Annotated in this window: 24 protein-coding genes and 1 tRNA gene; 13 read left to right on the top strand and 12 right to left on the bottom strand. The window is 57.3% G+C overall.

All coding sequences use genetic code 11. The annotated features are described in order from the left end of the window. Window positions 1–87 precede the first annotated feature (87 nt). From EKL29_RS06150 to aspA, 6 genes are all read right to left on the bottom strand, one after another. A tRNA-Phe gene (locus tag EKL29_RS06150) sits at window positions 88–163 on the bottom strand. A 107-nt stretch (window positions 164–270) separates the two neighbouring features. Next, window positions 271–852 carry a division control transcriptional repressor DicD gene (gene dicD, locus EKL29_RS06145; protein ID WP_126689125.1) on the bottom strand — a complete coding sequence of 194 codons (582 nt, stop codon included), beginning with the start codon at window positions 850–852 and terminating at the stop codon, window positions 271–273. 54 nt (window positions 853–906) lie between these two features. Beyond that, window positions 907–2,607, bottom strand: a complete 1,701-nt coding sequence (locus tag EKL29_RS06140; protein ID WP_126689124.1) for a protein-disulfide reductase DsbD — start codon at window positions 2,605–2,607, stop codon at window positions 907–909. Then, window positions 2,583–2,897, bottom strand: a complete 315-nt coding sequence (gene cutA, locus EKL29_RS06135; protein ID WP_120455299.1) for a divalent cation tolerance protein CutA — start codon at window positions 2,895–2,897, stop codon at window positions 2,583–2,585. The genes EKL29_RS06140 and cutA overlap by 25 nt, the downstream gene beginning before the upstream one ends. 75 nt (window positions 2,898–2,972) lie before the next feature. Beyond that, window positions 2,973–4,274, bottom strand: coding sequence for an anaerobic C4-dicarboxylate transporter (locus tag EKL29_RS06130; protein ID WP_126689123.1), 1,302 nt, complete (start codon window positions 4,272–4,274; stop codon window positions 2,973–2,975). A 98-nt stretch (window positions 4,275–4,372) separates the two neighbouring features. Next, window positions 4,373–5,809: an aspartate ammonia-lyase gene (gene aspA / locus EKL29_RS06125; RefSeq protein WP_033793295.1), complete on the bottom strand. Its 1,437-nt coding sequence runs from the start codon at window positions 5,807–5,809 to the stop codon at window positions 4,373–4,375. Window positions 5,810–6,156: 347 nt separating this feature from the next. On the opposite strand from aspA, the gene EKL29_RS06120 reads away from it, so the two are divergent. The 4 genes from EKL29_RS06120 to EKL29_RS06105 all read left to right on the top strand — a co-directional run bounded on the left by EKL29_RS06120 (window position 6,157) and on the right by EKL29_RS06105 (window position 9,393). After that, window positions 6,157–6,615: an FxsA family protein gene (locus EKL29_RS06120; RefSeq protein ID WP_120455302.1), complete on the top strand. Its 459-nt coding sequence runs from the start codon at window positions 6,157–6,159 to the stop codon at window positions 6,613–6,615. Window positions 6,616–6,852: 237 nt separating this feature from the next. Continuing rightward, the gene (locus EKL29_RS06115) at window positions 6,853–7,146 is read left to right on the top strand and encodes a co-chaperone GroES (RefSeq protein WP_021507766.1); all 294 of its coding nucleotides are present in this window, start codon (window positions 6,853–6,855) and stop codon (window positions 7,144–7,146) included. A gap of 45 nt (window positions 7,147–7,191) precedes the next feature. Beyond that, a complete protein-coding gene (groL, locus tag EKL29_RS06110) occupies window positions 7,192–8,841 on the top strand; it encodes a chaperonin GroEL (protein WP_120455310.1) in 1,650 nt (549 codons plus the stop codon). Between the two features lie 195 nt (window positions 8,842–9,036). Then, window positions 9,037–9,393 carry a DUF4156 domain-containing protein gene (locus EKL29_RS06105; protein WP_120455312.1) on the top strand — a complete coding sequence of 119 codons (357 nt, stop codon included), beginning with the start codon at window positions 9,037–9,039 and terminating at the stop codon, window positions 9,391–9,393. A 147-nt stretch (window positions 9,394–9,540) separates the two neighbouring features. Here the strand turns inward: EKL29_RS06105 and epmB are convergent, their stop codons facing one another. Next, a complete protein-coding gene (gene epmB / locus EKL29_RS06100) occupies window positions 9,541–10,569 on the bottom strand; it encodes an EF-P beta-lysylation protein EpmB (protein ID WP_120455314.1) in 1,029 nt (342 codons plus the stop codon). 41 nt (window positions 10,570–10,610) lie between these two features. Here epmB and efp point away from each other — a divergent pair, with 41 nt between their 5' ends. The 3 genes from efp (at window position 10,611) to EKL29_RS06085 (ending at window position 11,597) form a co-directional block, all read left to right on the top strand. Continuing rightward, window positions 10,611–11,177, top strand: coding sequence for an elongation factor P (gene efp, locus EKL29_RS06095; RefSeq protein ID WP_120455316.1), 567 nt, complete (start codon window positions 10,611–10,613; stop codon window positions 11,175–11,177). 51 nt (window positions 11,178–11,228) lie between these two features. Continuing rightward, entirely contained in the window at window positions 11,229–11,360 is a 132-nt protein-coding gene (locus EKL29_RS06090) for an entericidin A/B family lipoprotein (RefSeq protein WP_120455318.1), read from the top strand. A 102-nt stretch (window positions 11,361–11,462) separates the two neighbouring features. Further along, entirely contained in the window at window positions 11,463–11,597 is a 135-nt protein-coding gene (locus EKL29_RS06085) for an entericidin A/B family lipoprotein (protein WP_033749247.1), read from the top strand. Between the two features lie 33 nt (window positions 11,598–11,630). Here EKL29_RS06085 and EKL29_RS06080 read toward each other — a convergent pair whose 3' ends face one another. Next, window positions 11,631–12,155, bottom strand: a complete 525-nt coding sequence (locus EKL29_RS06080; RefSeq protein ID WP_120455320.1) for a lipocalin family protein — start codon at window positions 12,153–12,155, stop codon at window positions 11,631–11,633. 134 nt (window positions 12,156–12,289) lie between these two features. On the opposite strand from EKL29_RS06080, the gene epmA reads away from it, so the two are divergent. Continuing rightward, window positions 12,290–13,267, top strand: a complete 978-nt coding sequence (gene epmA / locus EKL29_RS06075; protein ID WP_126689122.1) for an elongation factor P--(R)-beta-lysine ligase — start codon at window positions 12,290–12,292, stop codon at window positions 13,265–13,267. 188 nt (window positions 13,268–13,455) lie between these two features. Here epmA and degS read toward each other — a convergent pair whose 3' ends face one another. The 3 genes from degS to zapG all read right to left on the bottom strand — a co-directional run bounded on the left by degS (window position 13,456) and on the right by zapG (window position 16,494). Then, window positions 13,456–14,520, bottom strand: a complete 1,065-nt coding sequence (gene degS, locus EKL29_RS06070; protein ID WP_120455323.1) for an outer membrane-stress sensor serine endopeptidase DegS — start codon at window positions 14,518–14,520, stop codon at window positions 13,456–13,458. 92 nt (window positions 14,521–14,612) lie between these two features. Then, a complete protein-coding gene (degQ, locus tag EKL29_RS06065; RefSeq protein WP_120455325.1) occupies window positions 14,613–15,983 on the bottom strand; it encodes a serine endoprotease DegQ in 1,371 nt (456 codons plus the stop codon). A gap of 109 nt (window positions 15,984–16,092) precedes the next feature. After that, the gene (gene zapG, locus EKL29_RS06060) at window positions 16,093–16,494 is read right to left on the bottom strand and encodes a Z-ring associated protein ZapG (protein ID WP_120455884.1); all 402 of its coding nucleotides are present in this window, start codon (window positions 16,492–16,494) and stop codon (window positions 16,093–16,095) included. 175 nt (window positions 16,495–16,669) lie between these two features. Between zapG and zapE the strand changes: the two genes are divergently transcribed. From zapE to sspB, 5 genes are all read left to right on the top strand, one after another. Beyond that, entirely contained in the window at window positions 16,670–17,797 is a 1,128-nt protein-coding gene (gene zapE, locus EKL29_RS06055) for a cell division protein ZapE (protein ID WP_120455327.1), read from the top strand. Between the two features lie 228 nt (window positions 17,798–18,025). Then, window positions 18,026–18,454: a 50S ribosomal protein L13 gene (gene rplM / locus EKL29_RS06050; protein WP_033793286.1), complete on the top strand. Its 429-nt coding sequence runs from the start codon at window positions 18,026–18,028 to the stop codon at window positions 18,452–18,454. A gap of 15 nt (window positions 18,455–18,469) precedes the next feature. Next, window positions 18,470–18,862: a 30S ribosomal protein S9 gene (gene rpsI / locus EKL29_RS06045; protein WP_031375459.1), complete on the top strand. Its 393-nt coding sequence runs from the start codon at window positions 18,470–18,472 to the stop codon at window positions 18,860–18,862. 327 nt (window positions 18,863–19,189) lie between these two features. After that, window positions 19,190–19,831 (top strand): stringent starvation protein SspA, encoded by a 642-nt coding sequence (gene sspA, locus EKL29_RS06040; RefSeq protein ID WP_033749254.1) that lies wholly within the window; start codon window positions 19,190–19,192, stop codon window positions 19,829–19,831. Window positions 19,832–19,834: 3 nt separating this feature from the next. Continuing rightward, window positions 19,835–20,320 carry a ClpXP protease specificity-enhancing factor gene (sspB, locus tag EKL29_RS06035; RefSeq protein ID WP_120455330.1) on the top strand — a complete coding sequence of 162 codons (486 nt, stop codon included), beginning with the start codon at window positions 19,835–19,837 and terminating at the stop codon, window positions 20,318–20,320. A 51-nt stretch (window positions 20,321–20,371) separates the two neighbouring features. Here the strand turns inward: sspB and EKL29_RS06030 are convergent, their stop codons facing one another. Continuing rightward, window positions 20,372–21,790 carry a glutamate synthase small subunit gene (locus tag EKL29_RS06030; protein WP_120455332.1) on the bottom strand — a complete coding sequence of 473 codons (1,419 nt, stop codon included), beginning with the start codon at window positions 21,788–21,790 and terminating at the stop codon, window positions 20,372–20,374. Window positions 21,791–21,837: the final 47 nt, after the last annotated feature.

Raw genomic sequence — 21,837 nt, 5'->3', positions numbered from 1 at the left:
GGGAGGCGGCGAGGAGATCGAACCTGTTCGATAACGGGTTCCGCACAAAAGCAAAAACCCAGCCATAAGGCTGGGTTCTTTAATTCGTGGTGCCCGAACCCGGAATCGAACCAGGGACACGGGGATTTTCAATCCCCTGCTCTACCGACTGAGCTATTCGGGCAACGGGGCGCATTAAACCGTAATGGCCGCTTCGCGTCAACGCCTTTCCGGTAAAAAAGCGGGAAAACGTGACTGATTGCCTGATTTTCAGGCAGAAGCGGCAAAACCCTAAGCCAGCGCGCCGTTGGCGCGGCACAGCGCGATGCGCAGTACATCTTCCGCCAGCCGTTTGGCTGTCGCGACATCCTGTACATTACGCTTCACCAGCAGCTTGCTGAGACAGCCTTCCAGGATAAGCTCCAGCTGATCCGCCACCATCGTCGGATTATCCAGCCCCAGCTCCACCAGAATGTTATGGGTGAAGTGCCAGGAGGCCAGTTTCTGCTGTTCGGCAATCTGATGCACCGGCTGGTCCGGCTGCGGATAAAAGCTACAGGCCGCAATAAACAAGCAGCCAGGATAGCGCCCCTTTTGCACCTGTTCGCTCAGCACCTGATAGCGCGCCAGCAACTTCTGCTCGCCGTCGAACTTATCGCTGAGCAAAACCTGGCGCCGCCAGCTGTCGATCTGCTGGCCGTGATAGCGCAGCGCATCGTAGAGCAGGGCATCGCTATCGGGCCAGAATTTCTCTAGCTGCGCCAGCGACAGTTCGCTGTTGGCAGACAGCTGCGGTAGTAATGACGTCGTCGCCGCCAGTCCATTTTTTTCGAGCACATTCAACGTATGCTCGAGTATCTGTTCACGCTGCAAGTGACGTCTCCTCTCTGTACGAGTCCGCCTGTGGCGGAGTTACTCCAGTGTCGTTTAGCGCGTCCGATTCTGCAAATGCGCGCGGAAATCCTCTGCGTTGAGGAAGCCCGTCACGCGAGAATCCGGGATCTCACGGCCCTGCGCATCAAAAAACAGAATAGTCGGCAGGCCGAGCACCTGAAGATGCTGCAACAGGGCGTTATCTGTGGCGTTATTCGCGGTTACGTTAGCCTGCAACAGCTGAAAACGGCTCAGCGCTTCGCGCACGCCCGGATCGCTAAAGGTGTATTTTTCAAACTCTTTGCATGCCACGCACCAGTCAGCATAGAGATCGACCATGGTGACGCGGCCGTTAGCCTGCCGCAGCGCCTCGTCCAGCTGCGGCGCAGAGGCGATGCGCTGAAAGGGTAGCTGCGCTGCCGTCTGCGAGGCAGCAGGCGCGCTCCAGACCCACTCCTGTAACGGGCGGGCGCTGAGTAGCGCCGCAGCCAGCATCACCATCTGCACAATACGCCATTTGCCGCCGTGGCCGCGCAGGCTGCTGCAAAACGCCCAGGCGAAGCCAGCGACGCCCAGCGCGCTCCAGAGCCGCGCTCCCCAGAGATCGCCCAGTACGCGCTCCAGTAAAAAGACCGGCAGCGCAAGAATAACGAAGCCAAAGCCCTGCTTGACCGTCTGCATCCAGGGGCCGCTTTTCGGCAGCAGGCGGTTGCCGAACACCGTCACCGCAATCAGCGGCAGGCCCATGCCCATCGCGTAGAGCCACAGCGTGCCCGCACCGGCCCAGAGATTGCCGCTCTGGGCGATATAGAGCAGGATGGCGCTGAGCGGCGCAGTGGTGCAGGGCGAGCAGATCAGCCCCGCCAGCGCGCCCATCAGGAAGACGCCGGGCAGCGAACCGCCCTGCTGGCGATTGCTCCAGAGCGTCAGGCGCGTCTGGACGCTGGCGGGAAGCTGCAGCTGAAACAGACCAAACATCGAAAGCGCCAGCAGGGTGAAAATCAGCGACAGACCGATCAGGACATAAGGATGCTGCAGCGCCGCCTGAAAGCGCAGGCCCGCCGCCGCAACCACCACGCCCAGCAGCGTATAGGTGAGCGCCATGCCCAAGACATAGACTAACGCCAGGCTAAACAGTCGCAGCAGAGAGCCGCTGCGCTGGCCGCCGAGGATAATCCCGGCGATCAGGGGATACATCGGCAGCACGCAGGGGGTAAAGGCGACGCCGATGCCGATCAACAGCGCCCAGAGCGGCGAGAAGGGCAGCGGCGTTGCGGGAGCGGGCGGGACGCTGACCGCTGGCGTCGCCGCGTCGGCGGCCACCGGCGTTAGCGGAATGGTGCGCGTTTCAGGCGGATAGCAGAAGCCTGCCGCCGCGCAGCCCTGATAGGTCACGACAAGGCTGGCGCCGCTGGCGGCCTGCTGTAGCTGTACCGGCACGCGGAGATCCTGCGGATAGATTTCGCTTTTGCCGTAGAACTCATCCTCATGCGGCTGGCCTGGCGGCAGCGCCACTGGCGCTATCTGCGCCTGGCGCGCGCTGACATGAATCTGCTGTCGGTAAAGGTAGTAACCCTCTTTGACTTTCCAGCTGAGGGTCAGCTGATGGCCCTGCTGGCTGAAATCGAAGGCAAACGCCTGCTCCACAGGAACAAAGCGGCTATTGCCGTTAGAGGTGAAAATCGACGCCTGCGTCGGCAGCGCAATAAACAGCGCCAGCACAAAGGCGATCAGGCAAGAGATGCGTGCAGCCATGACAAGTATTCACTGTCTCCATGTTGAACCGGTAGCGCCAGCAGCTCAGGCACATCATAAGGATGTTCGCGCTTAAGCAGATCCATCAGCGCCTGCTGGTGCGTCGTATCGCTTTTTAACAGCAGCTGAACTTCGCTAGCCTGCTCAAGTTTGCCTTGCCAGACGTAAAGTGAAGTTGCGCCGGGCAGCAGCGTAACGCAGGCGGCAAGCTTCGCTTCCAGCGCCTGGGCGGCGAGCCGACGCGCGCAGGCTTCATCCGGCGCGGTACAAAGAATCACAACGGCGTTCATTGCGTCGCTCCTGTTGCGGAAAGCGAGGATGATAGCACGCTAGCGGCGCTTCAGGCTTTACAGGTTGTAACGGCGCTACAGCACCAGACCGCCAATCAAAAAGCCAAACAGCACTGAAAGCGCAATCGCCAGCACGCCGGGCACGATAAAGGCGTGATTGAAAACATAGTTGCCGATCCGCGTTGAGCCGGTATCGTCCATCTCGACGGCGGCGAGCAGCGTCGGATAGGTCGGCAGCACGAACAGCGCGGAAACGGCGGCGAAGGAAGCGATAGCGGTATGCGGCGAAACGCCCAGCAGCAGCGCGGCGGGCATCAGCGCTTTGGCGGTCGCCGCCTGCGAATAGAGCAGCATTGAGGCGAAAAAGAGCGCCACCGCCAGCAGCCAGGGCGCCTGTTGCAACAGACCACCCGCCAGCTGCTGGATCTCACCGATATGCGCTTTGACGAAGGTGTCGCCGAGCCAGGCGACGCCCATCACGCAGACGCAGGCGCTCATGCCCGACTTAAAAGTGCTGGCGCTGAGGATGGCGCTGGTGTCGATTTTGCAGCTCAGCGAAATGAGCGTTGCGATGGTCAGCATAAACACCACTATCGCTTCGTTGCGCGGCAGCGGCGGATTGGCAATTAATCCCACCCCATCGCTGATAGCGGTGGCGTAGAGCACCACGGCGACGATACCGACCAGAAATAGCAGCACCGACCGTTTTGCGCCCGGCTTCTTTTCATAACGGCTGGCCCCACGCAGGCGCACTTCGCCTTTGGCGAGGCGCGCCTGGTAAACCTCATCTTCATGCAGTTCTTTGCCGAGGAAGTTGGTCACCAGCGCCGCGAGAAACAGGCCGATCATCGTCGAGGGGATCGCGACCGCCAGCAGGGAGATATAGCCGACGCCGCGTGGCTCCAGCAGGGAGGCGAAGAAGACCACCGCGGCAGAGAGCGGCGAAGCGGTAATGGCGATCTGCGAGGCGACCACGGCGATAGAAAGCGGACGCGACGGGCGAACGCCTTGCTCTTTCGCGACTTCGGCAATGACCGGCAGCGTCGAGAAGGCGGTATGGCCGGTGCCAGCCAGCAGCGTCATCATATAAGTTACCAGCGGCGCCAGCAGGGTGACGTAGCGCGGATGACGGCGCAGCAGCCTTTCTGCCAGGCTGACCAGATAATCCATACCGCCCGCTACCTGCATCGCGGCGATAGCAGCGATCACCGCCATAATAATTTCAATGACATCAAAAGGGATCGCGCCCGGCTTCAGCCCACAGACCAGCGTCAGCGCCAGCACGCCCAGACCGCCCGCGAAGCCGATTCCGATCCCGCCCAGACGCGCGCCCAACCAGATCGCCAGCAGGACGATCGCTAATTCAACGACGATCATTCGTCACCTCATCAGAGTGAAAAGAGCCGGTTATGTACCAAATAAAAAGGCGCGCCGTGTTGATCGCGGCGCGCCTTTCTTATTATTACGTAAAAGAGTTACTGTTCGTTTTCGTCAGTGTAGCGACGGGCTTTATAAACCGGGTACATCAGGTTCTGCACCGAGAAAATGTCGTCCAGTTCGCTTTCGGTCAACAGACCGCGCTCCAGCACGACTTCGCGCACGCTTTTACCTGTCTCCGCGCAGATCTTGCCGACGATATCGCCGTTGTGATGACCAATATACGGGTTGAGGTAGGTCACGATGCCGATAGAGTTGAAGACGTAGGCTTCGCACACCGCTTTGTTGGCGGTAATGCCGTTAACGCATTTTTCCAGCAGGTTGTAGCAGGCGTTGGTCAGAATGCTGATTGATTCAAACAGCGCCTGGCCGATCACCGGCTCCATTACGTTGAGCTGTAGCTGACCCGCTTCCGCTGCCATGGTCAACGTGGTGTCGTTGCCGATCACCTTGAAGCAAACCTGGTTAACCACTTCTGGCACTACCGGGTTGACCTTCGCGGGCATGATCGAGGAGCCAGCCTGCAGCTCTGGCAGATTGATCTCGTTAAGGCCCGCGCGCGGACCGGAAGAGAGCAGGCGCAGGTCGTTACAGATCTTCGACAGCTTCACCGCCAGACGCTTCAGCGAAGAGTGCACCATCACGTAGGCGCCGCAGTCCGAGGTCGCTTCGATCAGATCTTCCGCCGGCACCACCGGCAGGTTGCTGACTTCGGCGAGACGCTGGACCGCCAGTTGCTGATAGCCGTCCGGCGTGTTCAGACGCGTGCCGATCGCCGTAGCGCCGAGGTTCACTTCCAGCAGCAGCTCGGCAGTGCGCAGAATGCTGCGCGTCTCTTCGTTCAGCAGGACGTGAAAAGCGTGAAACTCCTGGCCCAGCGTCATCGGCACCGCGTCCTGCAGCTGCGTGCGGCCCATCTTGAGAATGGTCTCGAACTCCGCCGCTTTGCGCTCGAAGCCTTCGCCCAGCTCTTTAATGGCGTCCAGCAGCTTCAGGATCGAGCTGTAGACCGCGATGCGAAAACCGGTGGGGTAGGCGTCGTTGGTGGACTGGCACTTATTGACGTGATCGTTCGGGTTAAGGAACTGGTATTCGCCTTTCTGATGGCCCATCAGCTCCAGCCCGATATTAGCCAGCACTTCGTTGGTGTTCATATTGACCGAGGTGCCCGCGCCGCCCTGATAGACGTCGACCGGAAATTGATCCATGCACTTGCCGTTGTTCAGCACCTCGTCACAGGCCTGAATAATGGTATTGGCGATATTGCGCGGGATGGTCTGCAGCTCTTTATTGGCGAGCGCGGCGGCCTTTTTCACCATCACCATGCCGCGCACGAATTCGGGAATATCGCTGATTTTACTGTTGCTGATACGGAAATTTTCAATCGCACGCAGAGTATGAACGCCATAGTAGGCATCGGCGGGGACTTCACGCATGCCTAGCAGGTCTTCTTCGATACGAATGTTGTTCGCCATGATAACCTTCTTGTTATTGGCCGCTTGCGCTGGCGCCATCCATCACAGGTGATGTATTGATTTGTCGTGGAAAGCCGGAGCGGACAGTGTATCCGCCTCGCCACCGGCGCGCACGATCATATGCTGCCGTCGGGCTAAAGCGCGAGCCTGGATACGTATCCGTGCACCAATTATCGTTGCAATAACCGCGATATGTGATATCGCGCACAAATTTAACCCTACTGTAAATATTTGAAAACAGCGGTTGAATTCGCCGCGCCACAGGCCCATCTCATGGCTATGCCGTTTAACAGGGCATTTTTCGCTGTCTGCCTGACGCAGAGCAGCCCGACTAAAAGGAGAATACGGTGCGCTGGTTACCGTTAATCATTATTTTTGCGCTCGCCTGGATTGAGATCACGCTGTTTATTCAGGTGGCTCACGCGCTGGGCGTGTTGCTGACCATGCTGCTGGTGATTTTCACCTCGGCGATTGGCGTGTCGCTGGTGAAAAACCAGGGCATGAAAAACTTTATGCTGATGCAGGAGAAGCTGGCGCGCAACGAGAGTCCGGCTGAAGAGATGATCAAAAGCGTATCGCTGATTATCGCCGGTTTCCTGCTGTTGCTGCCCGGTTTCTTTACCGATTTTCTCGGCCTGCTGCTGCTGTTGCCGCCAGTGCAGAAACATCTGACGCTTAAGCTGATGCCGCACCTGCGCGTCTGGCGCGGGCCGGGCGCTGGCCCTGACGGCGGATTTACCGTTGATGGCGAATATGAACGTAAGGAGAGCGATCGTATCGGCCATGACGATCGTCGCGATCGTTAAAGGCGCCCTAAAGAGAAGCGTGACCTGCGGGCCACGCTTTTTTTATGCGCGGCGCTAAAAGCGCCGCTGTTGCGCAAAAAACAGGCAGTTGTCATAACCAGGTAAAAAAAATTGTCCTGCCGCCCCTTGAAAGCGATTTTGTCCGACCCTATCTCTTGCACCACGAGGCCGGAAGCCCTGCAGCCCGGCGTTCAACCCAAAAATGAATGATTGGACTTCTCAAAGGAGAGCTATCTAATGAAAATTCGTCCGTTGCACGATCGCGTTATCGTCAAGCGTAAAGAAGTTGAAGCTAAATCTGCTGGCGGCATCGTTCTGACCGGCTCTGCAGCAGGCAAATCAACCCGTGGCGAAGTACTGGCCGTGGGCAATGGTCGCATCCTGGAAAATGGCGATGTGAAGCCGCTGGACGTCAAAGTGGGCGACCTGGTGATCTTTAGCGAAGGTTACGGCGCAAAAACCGAAAAGATCGACAACGAAGAAGTGCTGATCATCTCTGAAAGCGACATTCTGGCGATTGTTGAAGCGTAATTACGCGAAATTCACTGAACGAAACGAATTTAAGGGACAATTGAAATGGCAGCTAAAGACGTAAAATTCGGTAATGACGCTCGCGTAAAAATGCTGCGCGGCGTGAACGTACTGGCAGATGCAGTAAAAGTTACCCTGGGCCCGAAAGGCCGTAACGTGGTTCTGGATAAATCTTTTGGTGCACCGACCATCACTAAAGATGGCGTGTCCGTAGCGCGTGAAATCGAGCTGGAAGACAAGTTCGAAAACATGGGCGCGCAGATGGTGAAAGAAGTCGCTTCTAAAGCTAACGACGCAGCGGGCGACGGTACCACCACCGCAACCGTACTGGCGCAGTCTATCGTTAACGAAGGTCTGAAAGCTGTAGCTGCAGGCATGAACCCGATGGATCTGAAGCGCGGTATCGACAAAGCGGTTATCGCCGCTGTTGAGCAGCTGAAAGCGCTGTCCGTACCTTGCTCTGACTCTAAAGCTATCGCTCAGGTCGGCACCATTTCCGCTAACTCCGATGAAAGCGTCGGCACCCTGATCGCGCAGGCGATGGAAAAAGTGGGTAAAGAAGGCGTGATCACCGTTGAAGAAGGCACCGGTCTGCAGGACGAGCTGGACGTGGTTGAAGGTATGCAGTTCGATCGCGGCTACCTCTCTCCGTACTTCATCAACAAGCCGGAAACCGGCGCCGTTGAGCTGGAATCACCGTTCATCCTGCTGGCTGACAAAAAAATCTCCAACATCCGCGAAATGCTGCCGGTGCTGGAAGCCGTTGCTAAAGCAGGCAAACCGCTGCTGATCGTCGCTGAAGACGTAGAAGGCGAAGCGCTGGCAACGCTGGTGGTCAACACCATGCGCGGCATCGTGAAAGTGGCTGCAGTGAAAGCGCCGGGCTTCGGCGACCGTCGTAAAGCCATGCTGCAGGATATCGCTATTCTGACCGGCGGTACCGTTATCTCTGAAGAGATCGGTATGGAGCTGGAAAAAGCGGCGCTGGAGGATCTGGGCCAGGCGAAGCGTGTAGTGATCAACAAAGACACCACTACCATCATCGATGGCGTGGGCGAAGAGTCTGCTATTTCTGGCCGCGTGACGCAGATTCGTCAGCAGATCGAAGAAGCGACCTCTGACTACGACAAAGAAAAACTGCAGGAGCGCGTAGCGAAACTGGCAGGCGGCGTTGCCGTTCTGAAAGTGGGCGCAGCAACTGAAGTTGAAATGAAAGAGAAGAAAGCGCGCGTTGAAGATGCCCTGCACGCAACCCGTGCTGCGGTAGAAGAAGGCGTGGTAGCTGGCGGCGGCGTAGCGCTGGTGCGCGTAGCGGCACAGCTTGCTGACCTGACTGGCCAGAACGAAGATCAGAACGTCGGTATCAAAGTCGCGCTGCGCGCGATGGAAGCACCGCTGCGTCAGATCGTTTCCAACGCAGGCGAAGAGCCGTCTGTTGTTGCCAACAACGTGAAAAACGGCGACGGCAACTACGGTTACAACGCGCAGACCGAAGAGTATGGCAACATGATCGACTTCGGTATCCTGGATCCGACCAAAGTGACCCGTTCTGCGCTGCAGTACGCGGCCTCTGTTGCCGGTCTGATGATCACCACCGAGTGCATGGTGACCGACCTGCCGAAAGGCGACGCGCCTGATTTAGGTGCTGGCGCTGGCGGCATGGGCGGCATGGGCGGTATGGGCGGCATGATGTAATTGCCCTGACGCTTTCGTCATCTGAAAAACCCCCGATCGGAAACGGTCGGGGGTTTTTCTTTTGCAGATGAAAAGGGTATAAGTAAGGGCGCAATACTTCGGCTTTGCGGGTTCAGGGCAATGAATGTTCAGAAAAAAGAGACATTTTTCTGCTACGCTGCCGCCCGATACTGATGATAATAAATGGGGATTACAATGCGGATTAACCTCTTGCTCGGACTGGCGGTCGGTACTTTATTGCTGGCTGGATGCAGCAGCTCTCACCAGTTGAGCGCTGGCGGCGAACGTGTCACCTTCACCGACCAACAACCGGGCAGCGAATGTCAGCTTCTGGGAAATGTCACCGGTTCACAAAGTAACTGGCTGAGCGGCTCCGGCGGCGAGGGCAGCTCTCTGCGCGGCGCGGCCAACGATCTGCGCAACCGCGCGGCGGAAATGGGCGGCAACGTGATTTATGGCGCGACCAGCCCGACGCAAAACCTGTGGTCCGCTTTCGCGCCGCTGGACAGCAAAATGAATGGGCAGGTCTATAAGTGCCCGGCGAAAGGCTAATCGCGTTCGCAAGCTTATTGATAACGGCCGGTCTTACCGGCCGTAAATTTTTAGAAGGCGCAAAGCCCGGCTTGAGATAGCGGCTTTGCCCTTCGCGCCGTTTCACCTGGCCTGAAAAGGGGACGGCAGCCCGATATCCCTTCTCCTCTACTCCTGACGCAACTGCAAATCGAGCGGCGTTTTGCTCGGCTCGCCGCCGATCTCGCGCGCCAGCTTCGGCACCATATATCCGGACACCTGCGTCAGCAGCTCGCGTACCAGCGCGCGCGCCTCTTCGTCGGAGACAAAGAAGTGCGCCGCTCCCTGCACCTTATCCAGAACGTGCAGGTAGTAGGGCAGGATGCCCGCGTCGAACAGGGCGTTGCTGAGGTTAGCGAGCGTCTGCGCGTTGTCATTGACGCCGCGCAGCAGGACGCTCTGGTTCAGCAAGGTGACCCCGCCGCGCTTAAGCTGCTGCATCGCGGCCGCCAGCGGTTCGTCAATCTCCTGCGCATGGTTGATATGCGTCACCATCAATACCTGTAAACGCGTTTCGGCGAGGATTTGGCACAACCCGTCGGTAATACGCGCCGGGATGACGACCGGCAGACGGCTGTGGATACGCAGGCGTTTCAGGTGCGGGATCTGCGCCAGCGCGTCGATCAGCCACGCCAGCTCATGATCCTTCGCCATCAGCGGATCGCCGCCGGAGAAGATGATTTCGTCCAGCTCGGGATGGGCCGCGATATAGTCGATAGCCGTCTGCCAGTTGCGTTTATTGCCCTGGTTATCCTGATAGGGAAAGTGACGGCGGAAGCAGTAGCGACAGTTGACCGCGCAGCCGCCTTTGACGAGCAGCAGCGCGCGGTTTCTATACTTATGCAATAAGCCCGGCACCACGCTGCTCTGTTCGTCGAGCGGATCGGCGCTGTAGCCTGGCGCCTGAATAAACTCCTGGCGCTGGGTGAGCACCTGCAGCAGCAAAGGATCCTGCGCATCGCCTGGTTTCATGCGGGCGATAAAGGCGCGCGGCACGCGCAGCGCGAAAAGCCGGCGGGCATCATGACCAGCTGCCAGTTCCGCATGCCGTTCGAGGCCTAAAAGTTGCAGTAATTCATCAGGTTCGGTGACAACATCAGCAAGTTGCTGCAACCAATCTTCTCTGGAAGGGGTTTTTAGGGTTACAATGTGTGCCATTTTTTTGGCTATTACCAGTTCAATATTTACAGAGGGCCTTTATGGCGACTTATCTTAGCAACGATTTTCGTTCCGGTCTTAAAATCATGTTCGAAGGCGAACCTTATGCCATCGAATCCAGTGAATTCGTTAAGCCAGGTAAAGGCCAGGCATTCGCACGCGTTAAAATGCGTCGTCTGCTGACCGGTACGCGCGTTGAGAAAACCTTCAAGTCTACCGACTCAGCTGAAGGTGCGGATGTTGTTGATATGACGCTGCAATATTCTTACAACGACGGCGACTTCTTCTACTTTATGCACCCGGAAACCTTCGAACAGTACCAGGTCGAAGCGAAGATCCTGGAAGACGTGCAGAAGTGGCTGCAGGACAACTCAGAGTGTATCGTCACGCTGTGGAACAACAAAGCCATCGCCGTTCAGCCGCCGAACTTTATCGAAGCGGAAGTCATTGAAACCGATCCAGGCCTGAAAGGCGACACTGCTGGTACTGGCGGCAAGCCTGCCAAACTGGCGACCGGCGCCGTGGTGAAAGTGCCGCTGTTCGTACAGATCGGCGAAGTGGTTAAAGTTGATACCCGCTCCGGCGAATACGTGTCACGCGTAAAATAAGTGCGAAGGCGCATCCTGGGATGCGCCTTTTTCTTTGGTGAGTAAAGAAGAATGAAAAAACAGCTAACGCTTTTCACTCTTGTGCTGCTGGCCTGTTCCGCGCTCAGCGCCTGTAATACTTTTCATGGCTTCGGCGAAGATGTTTCCCACCTTGGCGGCGCCATCTCGCGCGCGGCAAAATAGACCCGGTAGATAACCTTTTTCTGTGCGTTTCAGTACGTTTGGCCATAAGCAGTCTATGCTTAAAGCGCTGTACTTGACTGCAACCACAAAAAGGACATTGCCATGTTAAAGAAAAGTATTGTTGCGATTTTCTCAGTGCTGGTGCTCTCTTCTCTGCTGTCCGCCTGTAACACCACCCGTGGTGTCGGCGAGGACGTAGAAGCGGGCGGCCAGGCTATTCAGCGTACTGCGCAGTAATTCCTTCAAGCCGGTACGATCTCTTCGTACCGGTTATTTCTGTTTGACCCAGATAAGCTCATCCACCGGGAAACCGGCCTGCCGCGCCTGATCTACCAGCTTCTGCTTCACGCCCTCTTCCAGCTGCGGCGTGCGCGATAATATCCAGAGATAGTGATGATTGGGACCGCACACCAGCGCGTAGCGGTAATCCTTATCCAGCGCGATAACGTTGTATCCGGCGTAGAAAGGACCAAAGAACGAGACTTTCAGGGCGGCACGCTGCGGATCGCCGGTAAAGTACGCCTTGCCTTCGCTCTCCTGCCATTTCTGCTTCTGCGGCTTGTAGCCGCGGTTAACCACCTTGATACCGCCGTCATCGCGCGGGCTATAGGTTGCGGTAACCTGTTCCAGGCCGCGCTCGAAGCGGTGGTCGAGACGCGCTATTTCATACCAGGTCCCGAGATAACGCTGACTGTCGAACCCTTCGACAACGGTAACGTTTTTCGGCGGCGTGGTAGAGCAGGCTACTGACAGCACTGAACTCAGGCCTGCGATAAAGGTTTTCCATGGGGACATACGCGATTCCTTTTTAGCTGAACAGATTAAGTATAGTTGCCGCTGCGATTTTTCTCTGGGTTCGGACGGCTCATTGTCTGCGGAGGGCATTGCAGGTAGACTTCCACCCCTTATTTGTATACGGAGTCATCACCATGAGCGAAACGGCAAGCTGGCAGCCGAGCGCACCCATTGCCAATTTGTTGAAACGTGCGGCTATCCTCGCGGAAATTCGACGTTTCTTTGCCGATCGCGGCGTGCTTGAGGTCGATACGCCGGCGATGAGCCAGGCGACCGTCACCGATATCCATCTGGTGCCCTTTCAGACGCGCTTTGTTGGCCCCGGCGCGACGCAGGGACGCGATCTCTGGCTGATGACCAGCCCGGAATACCATATGAAGCGCCTGCTGGCCGCGGGCAGCGGACCCATTTATCAGATGGCGCGCTGCTTTCGTAACGAGGAGGCGGGTCGTCACCACAATCCTGAATTCACCATGCTGGAGTGGTATCGTCCGCATTACGATATGTACCGCCTGATGAATGAGGTCGACGATCTGCTGCAGCAGGTGCTGGAGTGCGACAGCGCTGAGTCGCTCTCCTACCAGCAGGCGTTTATTCGCCATCTCGATCTCGATCCCTTGTCTGCCGATAAAGCGCAGCTGCGCGAAGCGGCGGAGAAGCTGGGCGAAGGCGAGCTGGCAAACCGCGAAGAGGATCGTGATACGCTGCTGATGCTGCTGTTTATGCTGGGCGTAGAGCCGAAGATTGGTATCGATAAGCCGACCTTCGTTTACCATTTTCCAGCCAGTCAGGCGGCGCTGGCCGAGATCAGCACTGAAGATCACCGCGTCGCGGAGCGTTTTGAGGTCTATTACAAAGGCGTGGAGCTGGCGAACGGTTTCCGTGAACTGACCGATAGCCGCGAGCAGCGCCAGCGTTTCGAGCAGGATAATCGTCGGCGCGCGGCGCGCGGGCTGCCGCAGCATCCGGTCGATAATTTTCTGCTGGATGCGCTGGCGCATGGCATGCCTGACTGTTCCGGCGTGGCGCTCGGTGTAGATCGTCTGATTATGCTGGCGCTGAAGGCGGATTCGCTGAGCGAGGTTATCGCTTTCCCGGTGGATCGCAGTTAGAAGCAGAAGGGCCTTGCTGGCTGTAGCTTCTGGGCCTGAGCGGGTAGCGGGAACCGATCGCAAAGTCGCTCAAGGCATCCTTGCTCGCTCGGCCCGCGCCTTCCCTGGCGCGGGACGCTTTGCTCTTCGGCTCCCGCTACCCGCTTCTCAACGCTGAAGCCGTCTGAAAGAGGCAACTGCCCTCAGAATCAGTTCTCGCTGTCAGGAAACTCCTGAATAGTGACCGGCAGCGTCAGCTTCTGATCGTTGCGTAATACGTCGACTTTAATCACCGAGCCCGGGCGGATCTCCGCGACCTGATCCATCGTCTCCTGAGCGGAAACGGCCGGTTTGCCGTTGACGCTCAGCAGCACGTCATTCACCTGAATGCCCGCTTTCTCCGCCGGTCCGCCTGGCGTTACCACGCTAACGATAATGCCCTGAACGTGATCGATGCCGCTGCCCTGATTATGCAGCGCAGGCAGCTCGCGCCCGGTGATGCCGATATAGCCGCGAATAACGCGACCGTCGCGGATGAGCTTATCCATAATCTTGCTCGCCAGCGCGGTAGGGATGGCGAAACCAATGCCTTCCGGCGTCTCGCCGTCATTGCTTTTATCAAAGGTCAGGGTGTTGATGCCCATTAGCTCGCCCAGCGAGTTAATCAGCGCGCCGCCGGAGTTGCCCTGATTGATGGAGGCGTCCGTTTGCAGGAAGTTCTGGCGCCCCGATGAACTCAGCCCGATGCGGCCAGTGGCGCTGATAATGCCCTGCGTAACGGTTTGTCCTAAGTTATAGGGGTTGCCGATCGCCATCACCACATCGCCGATATGCGGCACGCGGTGCGGGTTAATCGGGATAACCGGCAGACTGGAGGCGGTGATTTTCAGCACCGCCAGATCGGTCATCGCATCCGAGCCCACCAGGTTGGCTTCAAAGAAGCGGCCATCCTGCAGCGCGACGATAATTTGATCGGCATTGTTGATAACGTGCTTGTTGGTAAGGATGTAGCCTTTGGCGTTCATGATCACGCCGGAACCCAGCGTGGTAATACCGCGGTTGTTATTGCCGTGGGCGCTGCGGTTGTAGACGTTGACTACCGCGGGCACGGCGCGGCGGACGCCGGCATTAAAGCTGAATGGCGTCTTATCGTTGCTGTCGTCATGGTCGAGAAGGGCACTGGTGCCGCCCATACGCAGTGCGGGCAGCGCCGCAAGCAAAATGCCCGCGACTATCAGGCCCAACACCACTGAACGCAAAAGTTTAGGAAACATGGTGTTAACTTACGCCAGGGGGAGATCGCAGGGCAGAATAGCACGAGAAAGGCGAACAAACACGCGATCGTGTTGTTCGCCTGTAGAGAAGATTAACGCAGCAGCAGGTAGATAGATTCGCCGCCACGTACGACGTTCAGCGCCAGCACCGGCGGTTTGCCTTCCAGCACCTTGCGCATCTCGGCAAGGCTGGTAACGCGCGTGCGGTTAACACCGACAATCACGTCCTCTTTTTGCAGACCGACCTGCTCAGCAGGCGTGCCTTTTTCAATGCTGTCGATCTTCACGCCTTTGTCGCCGGTTTTCGTCGCGCCGTCGCTCAGCATTGCGCCCTGGAGCGCAGGTGACATTAACTGGGCGCTCGCAGTGCTCTGCGCGCTTTGCTCCAGCGTTACCTCGACCGAGAGCGGCTTGCCGTCGCGCAGCAGGCCGAGCTTCACTTTTTCGCCCGGCGCGGTGGTACCCACCTTCACGCGCAGTTCAGCAAAGCTGGTGATCGGCTTGTCGTTAATCGAGGTAATAATATCGCCTGACTTAATCCCCGCTTTCTGGGCGGCGGACTGCGGCAGCACCTCGGAGACGAACGCGCCGCGCTGCGCATCGACGTTAAACGCCTTGGCGATATCCGCTGTCATTTCGGTACCTTTGATACCGAGCTGGCCGCGTTTCACTTCGCCATATTTGATCAGCTGCTGCGCCAGATTCATCGCCATATCGCTGGGGATAGCGAAGCCGATACCAATATTGCCGCCGCTTGAGGCCAGGATCGCCGTGTTGATGCCGATCAGCTCGCCATTAAGATTGACCAGCGCGCCGCCGGAGTTGCCGCGGTTAATGGCGGCGTCGGTCTGGATAAAGTTTTCCAGGCCTTCCAGATTAAGCCCGCTGCGGCCCAACGCGGAAATAATGCCGGAGGTGGCAGTCTGACCCAGACCAAACGGGTTGCCGATCGCCACGGCGAAGTCGCCGACTTTCAGCTGATCGGAGTCGGCGATTTTCACCTGGGTCAGGTTCTTCGCGCCTTCAACCTGAATCAGGGCAATGTCGGTCTGTTCGTCGTGTCCAATCAGCTTCGCATCATATTCGCTGCCGTCGCCAAGCTGAACGCTGATTTTGTCCGCGCCGTTAACCACGTGGTTATTGGTGAGGATATAGCCTTTAGCGGCGTCGATAATCACGCCGGAGCCCAGGCCTTCAAACGGCTGCGCCTGATCGCCGCCCGGTCCCTGACCGAAGAAGCGTTTTAACGGTTCGGGAATATCCTGCGCCTGGCTAGCCGCTTCCGTACCTTCAACGTGGACGCTGACTACCGCCGGCAACACTTTTTCCAGCATCGGCGCCAGGCTGGGTAACGGCTGGCCCTGAATCTGCGCGGGCAATGTCGCCATCGCAGCAGGCGCTGCGGCAAGGCTCATCCCAATACTCAAGGCTAATGCGCTTAACAGTCGTGCTTGTTTTTTCATTGCTACAACGCTCTCGCTGCGAAAAGTGGGGGAGTAAACGTATGTGACAGCTGATTCAGGGTCGGGTTCGCAAAAATGCGGGGCGCAACGTGATTGCGCCCCAATAAGATTAGTCGCGCGCGGCGCGTTCGCCACGCAGCAGGCCGGAAGCGCCTTCAGAATAGTCGCGCGGGATCTGAACCGGCGCCTGATCGTTATCCGCTTCCGCTTCAGTCAGCTGATAGGCAAAAGGATTTTTTTCGCCCGGCAGGTTCGGCAGCAGATCGTTCGATCCTTTCGCCATATGCTGATAAAGCTGGCGATAGTCGCGCGCCATATTATCCAGCAGCTCTGCGCTCTGTGCGAAGTGGTTGGTGAGCTCTTCGCGGTAATCCGCCAGCTCCGCTTTGGACTTCTCCAGCTCGTACTGCATGCTGCGCTGCTCACGCAGCTTTTTGTTACCGAAACGCATGGCAACCGCGCCGATAATAATGCCAATTACTAAACCAATTAGCCCGTATTCCCAGGTCATAATGACTCCCATGTAATTTCCGTTGCTTGTAGGGCATCCACCATTTCAATAATAGCCACTATACCCGTTAATCTTATGGATGTGGAACTCTGAGGCGGCATGCCTTAGTGTAGAGCGGCCTTTTTTTCATCAACCGAACTGTGAATAAGACCTTATCAGGGATTCTGAGAGAACCATGCAAACCTCATCTCCGCTTGCGCGCTATGAGCAGGCGCTGTCGCAGGGCGACTTTAAACCCGATGATGTACAACGCGAAGCGATCACCCGACTGGACGCTGTTCAGCGGGCGCTGATGGCGCGTCAGCCTGAGCAACCTGCGAGCGGCAAAGGATTATTCGGCCGCCTGTCCCGACTGATGGGCAAAGAGAAAAGCGAAACGCAGGCGCCGGTACGCGGCCTCTATATGTGGGGCGGCGTAGGGCGCGGCAAAACCTGGGTCATGGATTTGTTTTTTCAGTCTATTCCTGGCAACCGCAAGCTGCGCCTGCACTTCCATCGTTTTATGCTGCGCGTGCATGAAGAGCTGACCCAACTGCAGGGACAGAGCGATCCTTTACTGACGATCGCCGACCGTTTTAAAGCTGAAACGGATATTCTCTGCTTCGATGAATTCTTCGTCTCCGATATTACCGACGCTATGCTGCTCGGCACGCTGATGGAGGCGCTCTTCGCGCGCGGCATCACGCTGGTGGCGACGTCGAATATTCCGCCAGACGATCTCTATCGCAACGGCCTGCAGCGCGCGCGCTTTTTGCCGGCGATTGAGCAGATCAAACAGCACTGCGACGTGATGAACGTCGACGCTGGCATCGACTACCGGCTACGCACGCTGACCTCGGCGCACCTGTGGAACGCGCCGCTGAATGAGGCGACGCACGCCGAGATGGAACGCATGTTTAAGGCGCTGGCGGGCAGCGCGCGCGACGACGCGCCGGTGCTGGAGATTAACCATCGCCAGATGGCGACGCTGGGCGTCAGCGAAGGGGTGCTGGCAATCGACTTCCTGACGCTGTGCGGGGAAGGGCGCAGCCAGCATGACTACATCGAACTGTCGCGCCGCTTCCACAGCGTGCTGCTCTATGACGTGCCGGTGATGATTTATAAAACCGAAGATCAGGCGCGACGCTTCCTCGCGCTGGTGGATGAGTTCTACGAGCGCCACGTCAAACTGGTGGTCGCGGCGGAGACCTCGCTGTACGAAATCTATCAGGGCACGCGGCTGAAATTTGAGTATCAGCGCTGCCTGTCGCGCCTGCAGGAGATGCAGAGCGAAGAGTATCTGCGGCTGCCGCATCTGCCCTGATCGCGCCCAATAAAAAGATCAAATAGAGTTCGATTTTTGTAATCGACTTCTCTATAATCTTGCGACCCCACGTTACAGCAACTGGATTTATTTCCCGAATCCGTTGTGCTCCGGTAACTCTATCCGAAGGGGTGGGCTTGCTGGTCAAAATGGTCGTGTGAGCCTCAACCGTTTACTTAAGCGTTTGGGTTTTCACCAACGTGTAACTTAATTTGGGTAAGCTTTTCGATGAAAACTTTTACAGCTAAACCAGAAACCGTACAGCGTGACTGGTATGTTGTTGACGCAACTGGCAAAACCTTGGGTCGCCTGGCGACTGAACTGGCGCGCCGTCTGCGTGGTAAGCATAAAGCGGAGTACACTCCGCACGTTGATACTGGTGATTACATCATCGTTCTGAACGCTGACAAAGTCGCCGTTACCGGCAACAAGCGTACTGACAAGATTTACTATCACCACACCGGCCACATCGGTGGTATCAAACAGGCGACCTTTGAAGAGATGATTGCTCGCCGTCCTGAGCGTGTGATTGAAATCGCGGTTAAAGGCATGCTGCCGAAGGGCCCGCTGGGCCGTGCAATGTTCCGTAAGCTGAAAGTTTACGCGGGCAACGAGCACACCCATGCGGCACAGCAACCGCAAGTTCTTGACATTTAATCGGGATTACAGGCAATGGCTGAAACTCAAAACTACGGCACTGGTCGCCGCAAAAGCTCCACCGCTCGCGTATTCATTAAGCCGGGCAGTGGCAACATCGTTATCAACCAACGTTCTCTGGAACAGTATTTCGGTCGCGAAACTGCCCGCATGGTAGTTCGTCAGCCGCTTGAGCTGCTGGACCTGGTTGGTAAATTCGATCTGTACGTCACCGTTAAAGGTGGTGGTATTTCTGGTCAGGCAGGTGCGATCCGTCACGGCATCACCCGCGCTCTGATGGAGTACGACGAATCTCTGCGTGCTGAACTGCGTAAAGCGGGCTTCGTTACCCGTGACGCACGTCAGGTTGAACGTAAGAAAGTCGGTCTGCGTAAAGCACGCCGTCGTCCGCAGTTCTCCAAGCGTTAATTGTTTGCGGCTCCGGCTGCTACGATTGGCACAAAAAACCCGCTTCGGCGGGTTTTTTATTTTCTTCTCCGGCGCGTTTGAATAGCGATAAAATCTCTGCGCTGCTCGCAAATTCCCCGCAAATCTTGAATCCTCGCCCACAAGCTGCCCAAAATCTGGTAAACTCTGTGTCACTTTGCGCCCATAAGTCGGCGTGTTATGTCGGTCAACCGTCGGGATGTCGGAGAGACAAGGCTAGCGCAGGCTGTGAGCGAACGATTGAGCAGGTGAGTCGCCGTGTGGTTGGCTATTCGCAGTAACTTTTTGTGAACAAACTTGGAGGTTTTCATGGCTGTCGCTGCCAACAAACGTTCGGTAATGACGCTGTTTTCCGGTCCTACTGACATTTTCAGTCATCAGGTACGCATCGTACTGGCTGAAAAGGGCGTTAGTGTAGAGATCGAGCAGGTCGAAATGGATAACCTGCCGCAGGATCTGATTGACCTCAACCCGTATCGCACTGTGCCGACGCTGGTAGATCGCGAACTGACGCTGTATGAATCCCGCATCATTATGGAATACCTGGACGAGCGCTTCCCGCATCCGCCGCTGATGCCGGTCTATCCGGTTGCGCGCGGCGAAAGCCGTCTGATGATGCACCGCGTCGAGCAGGACTGGTACAGCCTGATGCACACTATTGAAAAAAGCAGCGGTCAGGAAGCTGAAGCCGCGCGTAAACAGCTGCGTGAAGAGCTGCTGGCGATTGCGCCGCTGTTCGCCCGCACCCCGTTCTTTATGAGCGAAGAGTTTAGCCTGGTGGATTGCTATCTGGCGCCGCTGCTGTGGCGTCTGCCGTCTATGGGCATCGATCTTGCCGGTGCCGGTTCGAAAGAACTGAAAGGCTATATGAATCGCGTATTCGAGCGTGACTCTTTCCTCGCTTCACTGACGGAAGCGGAACGTGAAATGCGCCTGCAAGCCCGGGGCTAATCTATGGAAATGTCGCAACTCTCAGCCCGTCGTCCTTACCTGTTGCGTGCGTTTTACGACTGGCTGCTCGACAACCAGCTAACGCCGCATCTGGTGGTCGACATCAATCTGCAAGGCGTTCAGGTGCCGCTCGAGTACGCGCGTGATGGCCAGATTGTGCTGAACATTGCGCCGCGCGCGGTCGGCAATCTGGAACTCGGCAACGACGAAGTGCGTTTCAATGCGCGTTTCGGCGGCGTGCCGCGTCAGGTTTCCGTACCCATGGCCGCCATTCTGGCGATCTACGCGCGTGAAAATGGCGCGGGCACTATGTTCGAGCCGGAACCGGCCTATGAGCTGGGTGGCCAGGACGCAGAAGAGACCTCGGCCGATCCTGTGATGTCAGTGATTGATGGCGATCGTCCGGACGACGCCACCGAAGAAGATAACTCGCCGGATGACGATCCGCCGCCGCGCGGCAATCGCCCGTCGCTGCGCGTGGTGAAATAAAAGATAAAAAAAGCCGGCTGCGATAGCCGGCTTTTTTGTCGCTGTTGAATCTTACACTTCCAGATAGTCCATAATGCCTTCTGCGGCTTTACGGCCTTCGGCAATCGCTGTCACCACCAGATCTGAACCGCGCACCGCATCGCCGCCGGCGAAGATTTTAGGATTGCTGGTCTGAAAGGCGCTCTCCGCGTGTTCCGGCGCGATAATGCGTCCCTGTCCATCCAGCTCTACGCTAAAGTCGGCAAGCCATTCCATTTTGTGCGGACGGAAACCGAACGCCATAACCACTGCATCTGCGGGCAGAACATGCTCGGAGCCGGGCACGATCTCAGCGCGACGACGTCCTGCCGCATCGGGCTGGCCCATCTCGGTACGCGCCACTTTCACGCCGCTGACGCGACCGCTGGCGTTGATTTCGACGCCCAGCGGCTGCACGTTGAACTGAAACTCTACACCCTCTTCACGTGCGTTTTTCACCTCACGTTTCGAGCCCGGCATATTCGCTTCATCACGACGATAGGCGCAGGTCACGTGCGTCGCGCCCTGACGGATAGAGGTACGTACGCAGTCCATCGCGGTATCGCCGCCACCCAGCACCACGACGCGCTTGCCTTCCATATTGACGTAAGGCTGGTCGTCCTGCTGTGCAAAGCCCATGGTATGTTTGGTGTTGGCGATCAGGAACGGCAGCGCGTCATAGACGCCTGGCGCATCCTCATTCTCCAGTCCGCCGCGCATCGACTGATAGGTGCCGACGCCAAGGAAAACCGCATCATAGGCGTTCACCAGGTCGCTCATCTGTACATCGCGGCCCACTTCGGTATTCAGCTGGAACTCAATGCCCATTTCGGTAAAGAGCTTACGGCGTTTGACCATCACCTCTTTTTCCAGCTTGAACGACGGAATGCCGAAGGTCAGCAGGCCGCCGATTTCCGGATGGCGATCGTAGACCACCGCTTTCACGCCGTTACGCGTCAGCACGTCGGCGCAGGCGAGGCCCGCCGGGCCAGCGCCGATGATCGCCACCCGCTTGCCGGTCGGTTTAACGTGCGACATATCCGGCTTCCAGCCCATCTCCATCGCTTTATCGTTGATGTAGCGCTCGATATTGCCGATAGTGACTGCGCCGAACTCGTCGTTCAGGGTGCAGGAGCCTTCGCACAGACGATCCTGTGGGCAAACGCGTCCGCACACTTCCGGCAGGCTGTTGGTCTGATGCGACAGATCCGCCGCTTCCATAATGCGGCCTTCGTTCGCCAGCTTCAGCCAGTTAGGAATGTAGTTGTGAACCGGACACTTCCACTCGCAGTAAGGGTTACCGCAGGAGAGACAGCGATCGGCCTGCGCCTTCGCCTGGCTCTCGGAAAAGGGCTCATAGATTTCCACAAACTCAATTTTACGAATTTTCAGCGGCTTCTTTGGCGGGTCAACGCGCTGCAAGTCGATAAATTGATAGACGTTTTGACTCATCGTAACCTCTTACGGCTATCCCGTCCGGCGCGGCGCGCCAGACGGGG

The sequence above is a fragment of the Pantoea sp. YU22 genome (genome assembly GCF_003970755.1).
GTDB classification, from domain to species: domain Bacteria; phylum Pseudomonadota; class Gammaproteobacteria; order Enterobacterales; family Enterobacteriaceae; genus Pantoea; species Pantoea piersonii.
Note: the sequence above shows the minus strand (reverse complement) of the source record. Positions and strands in the feature narration are given on the sequence as shown.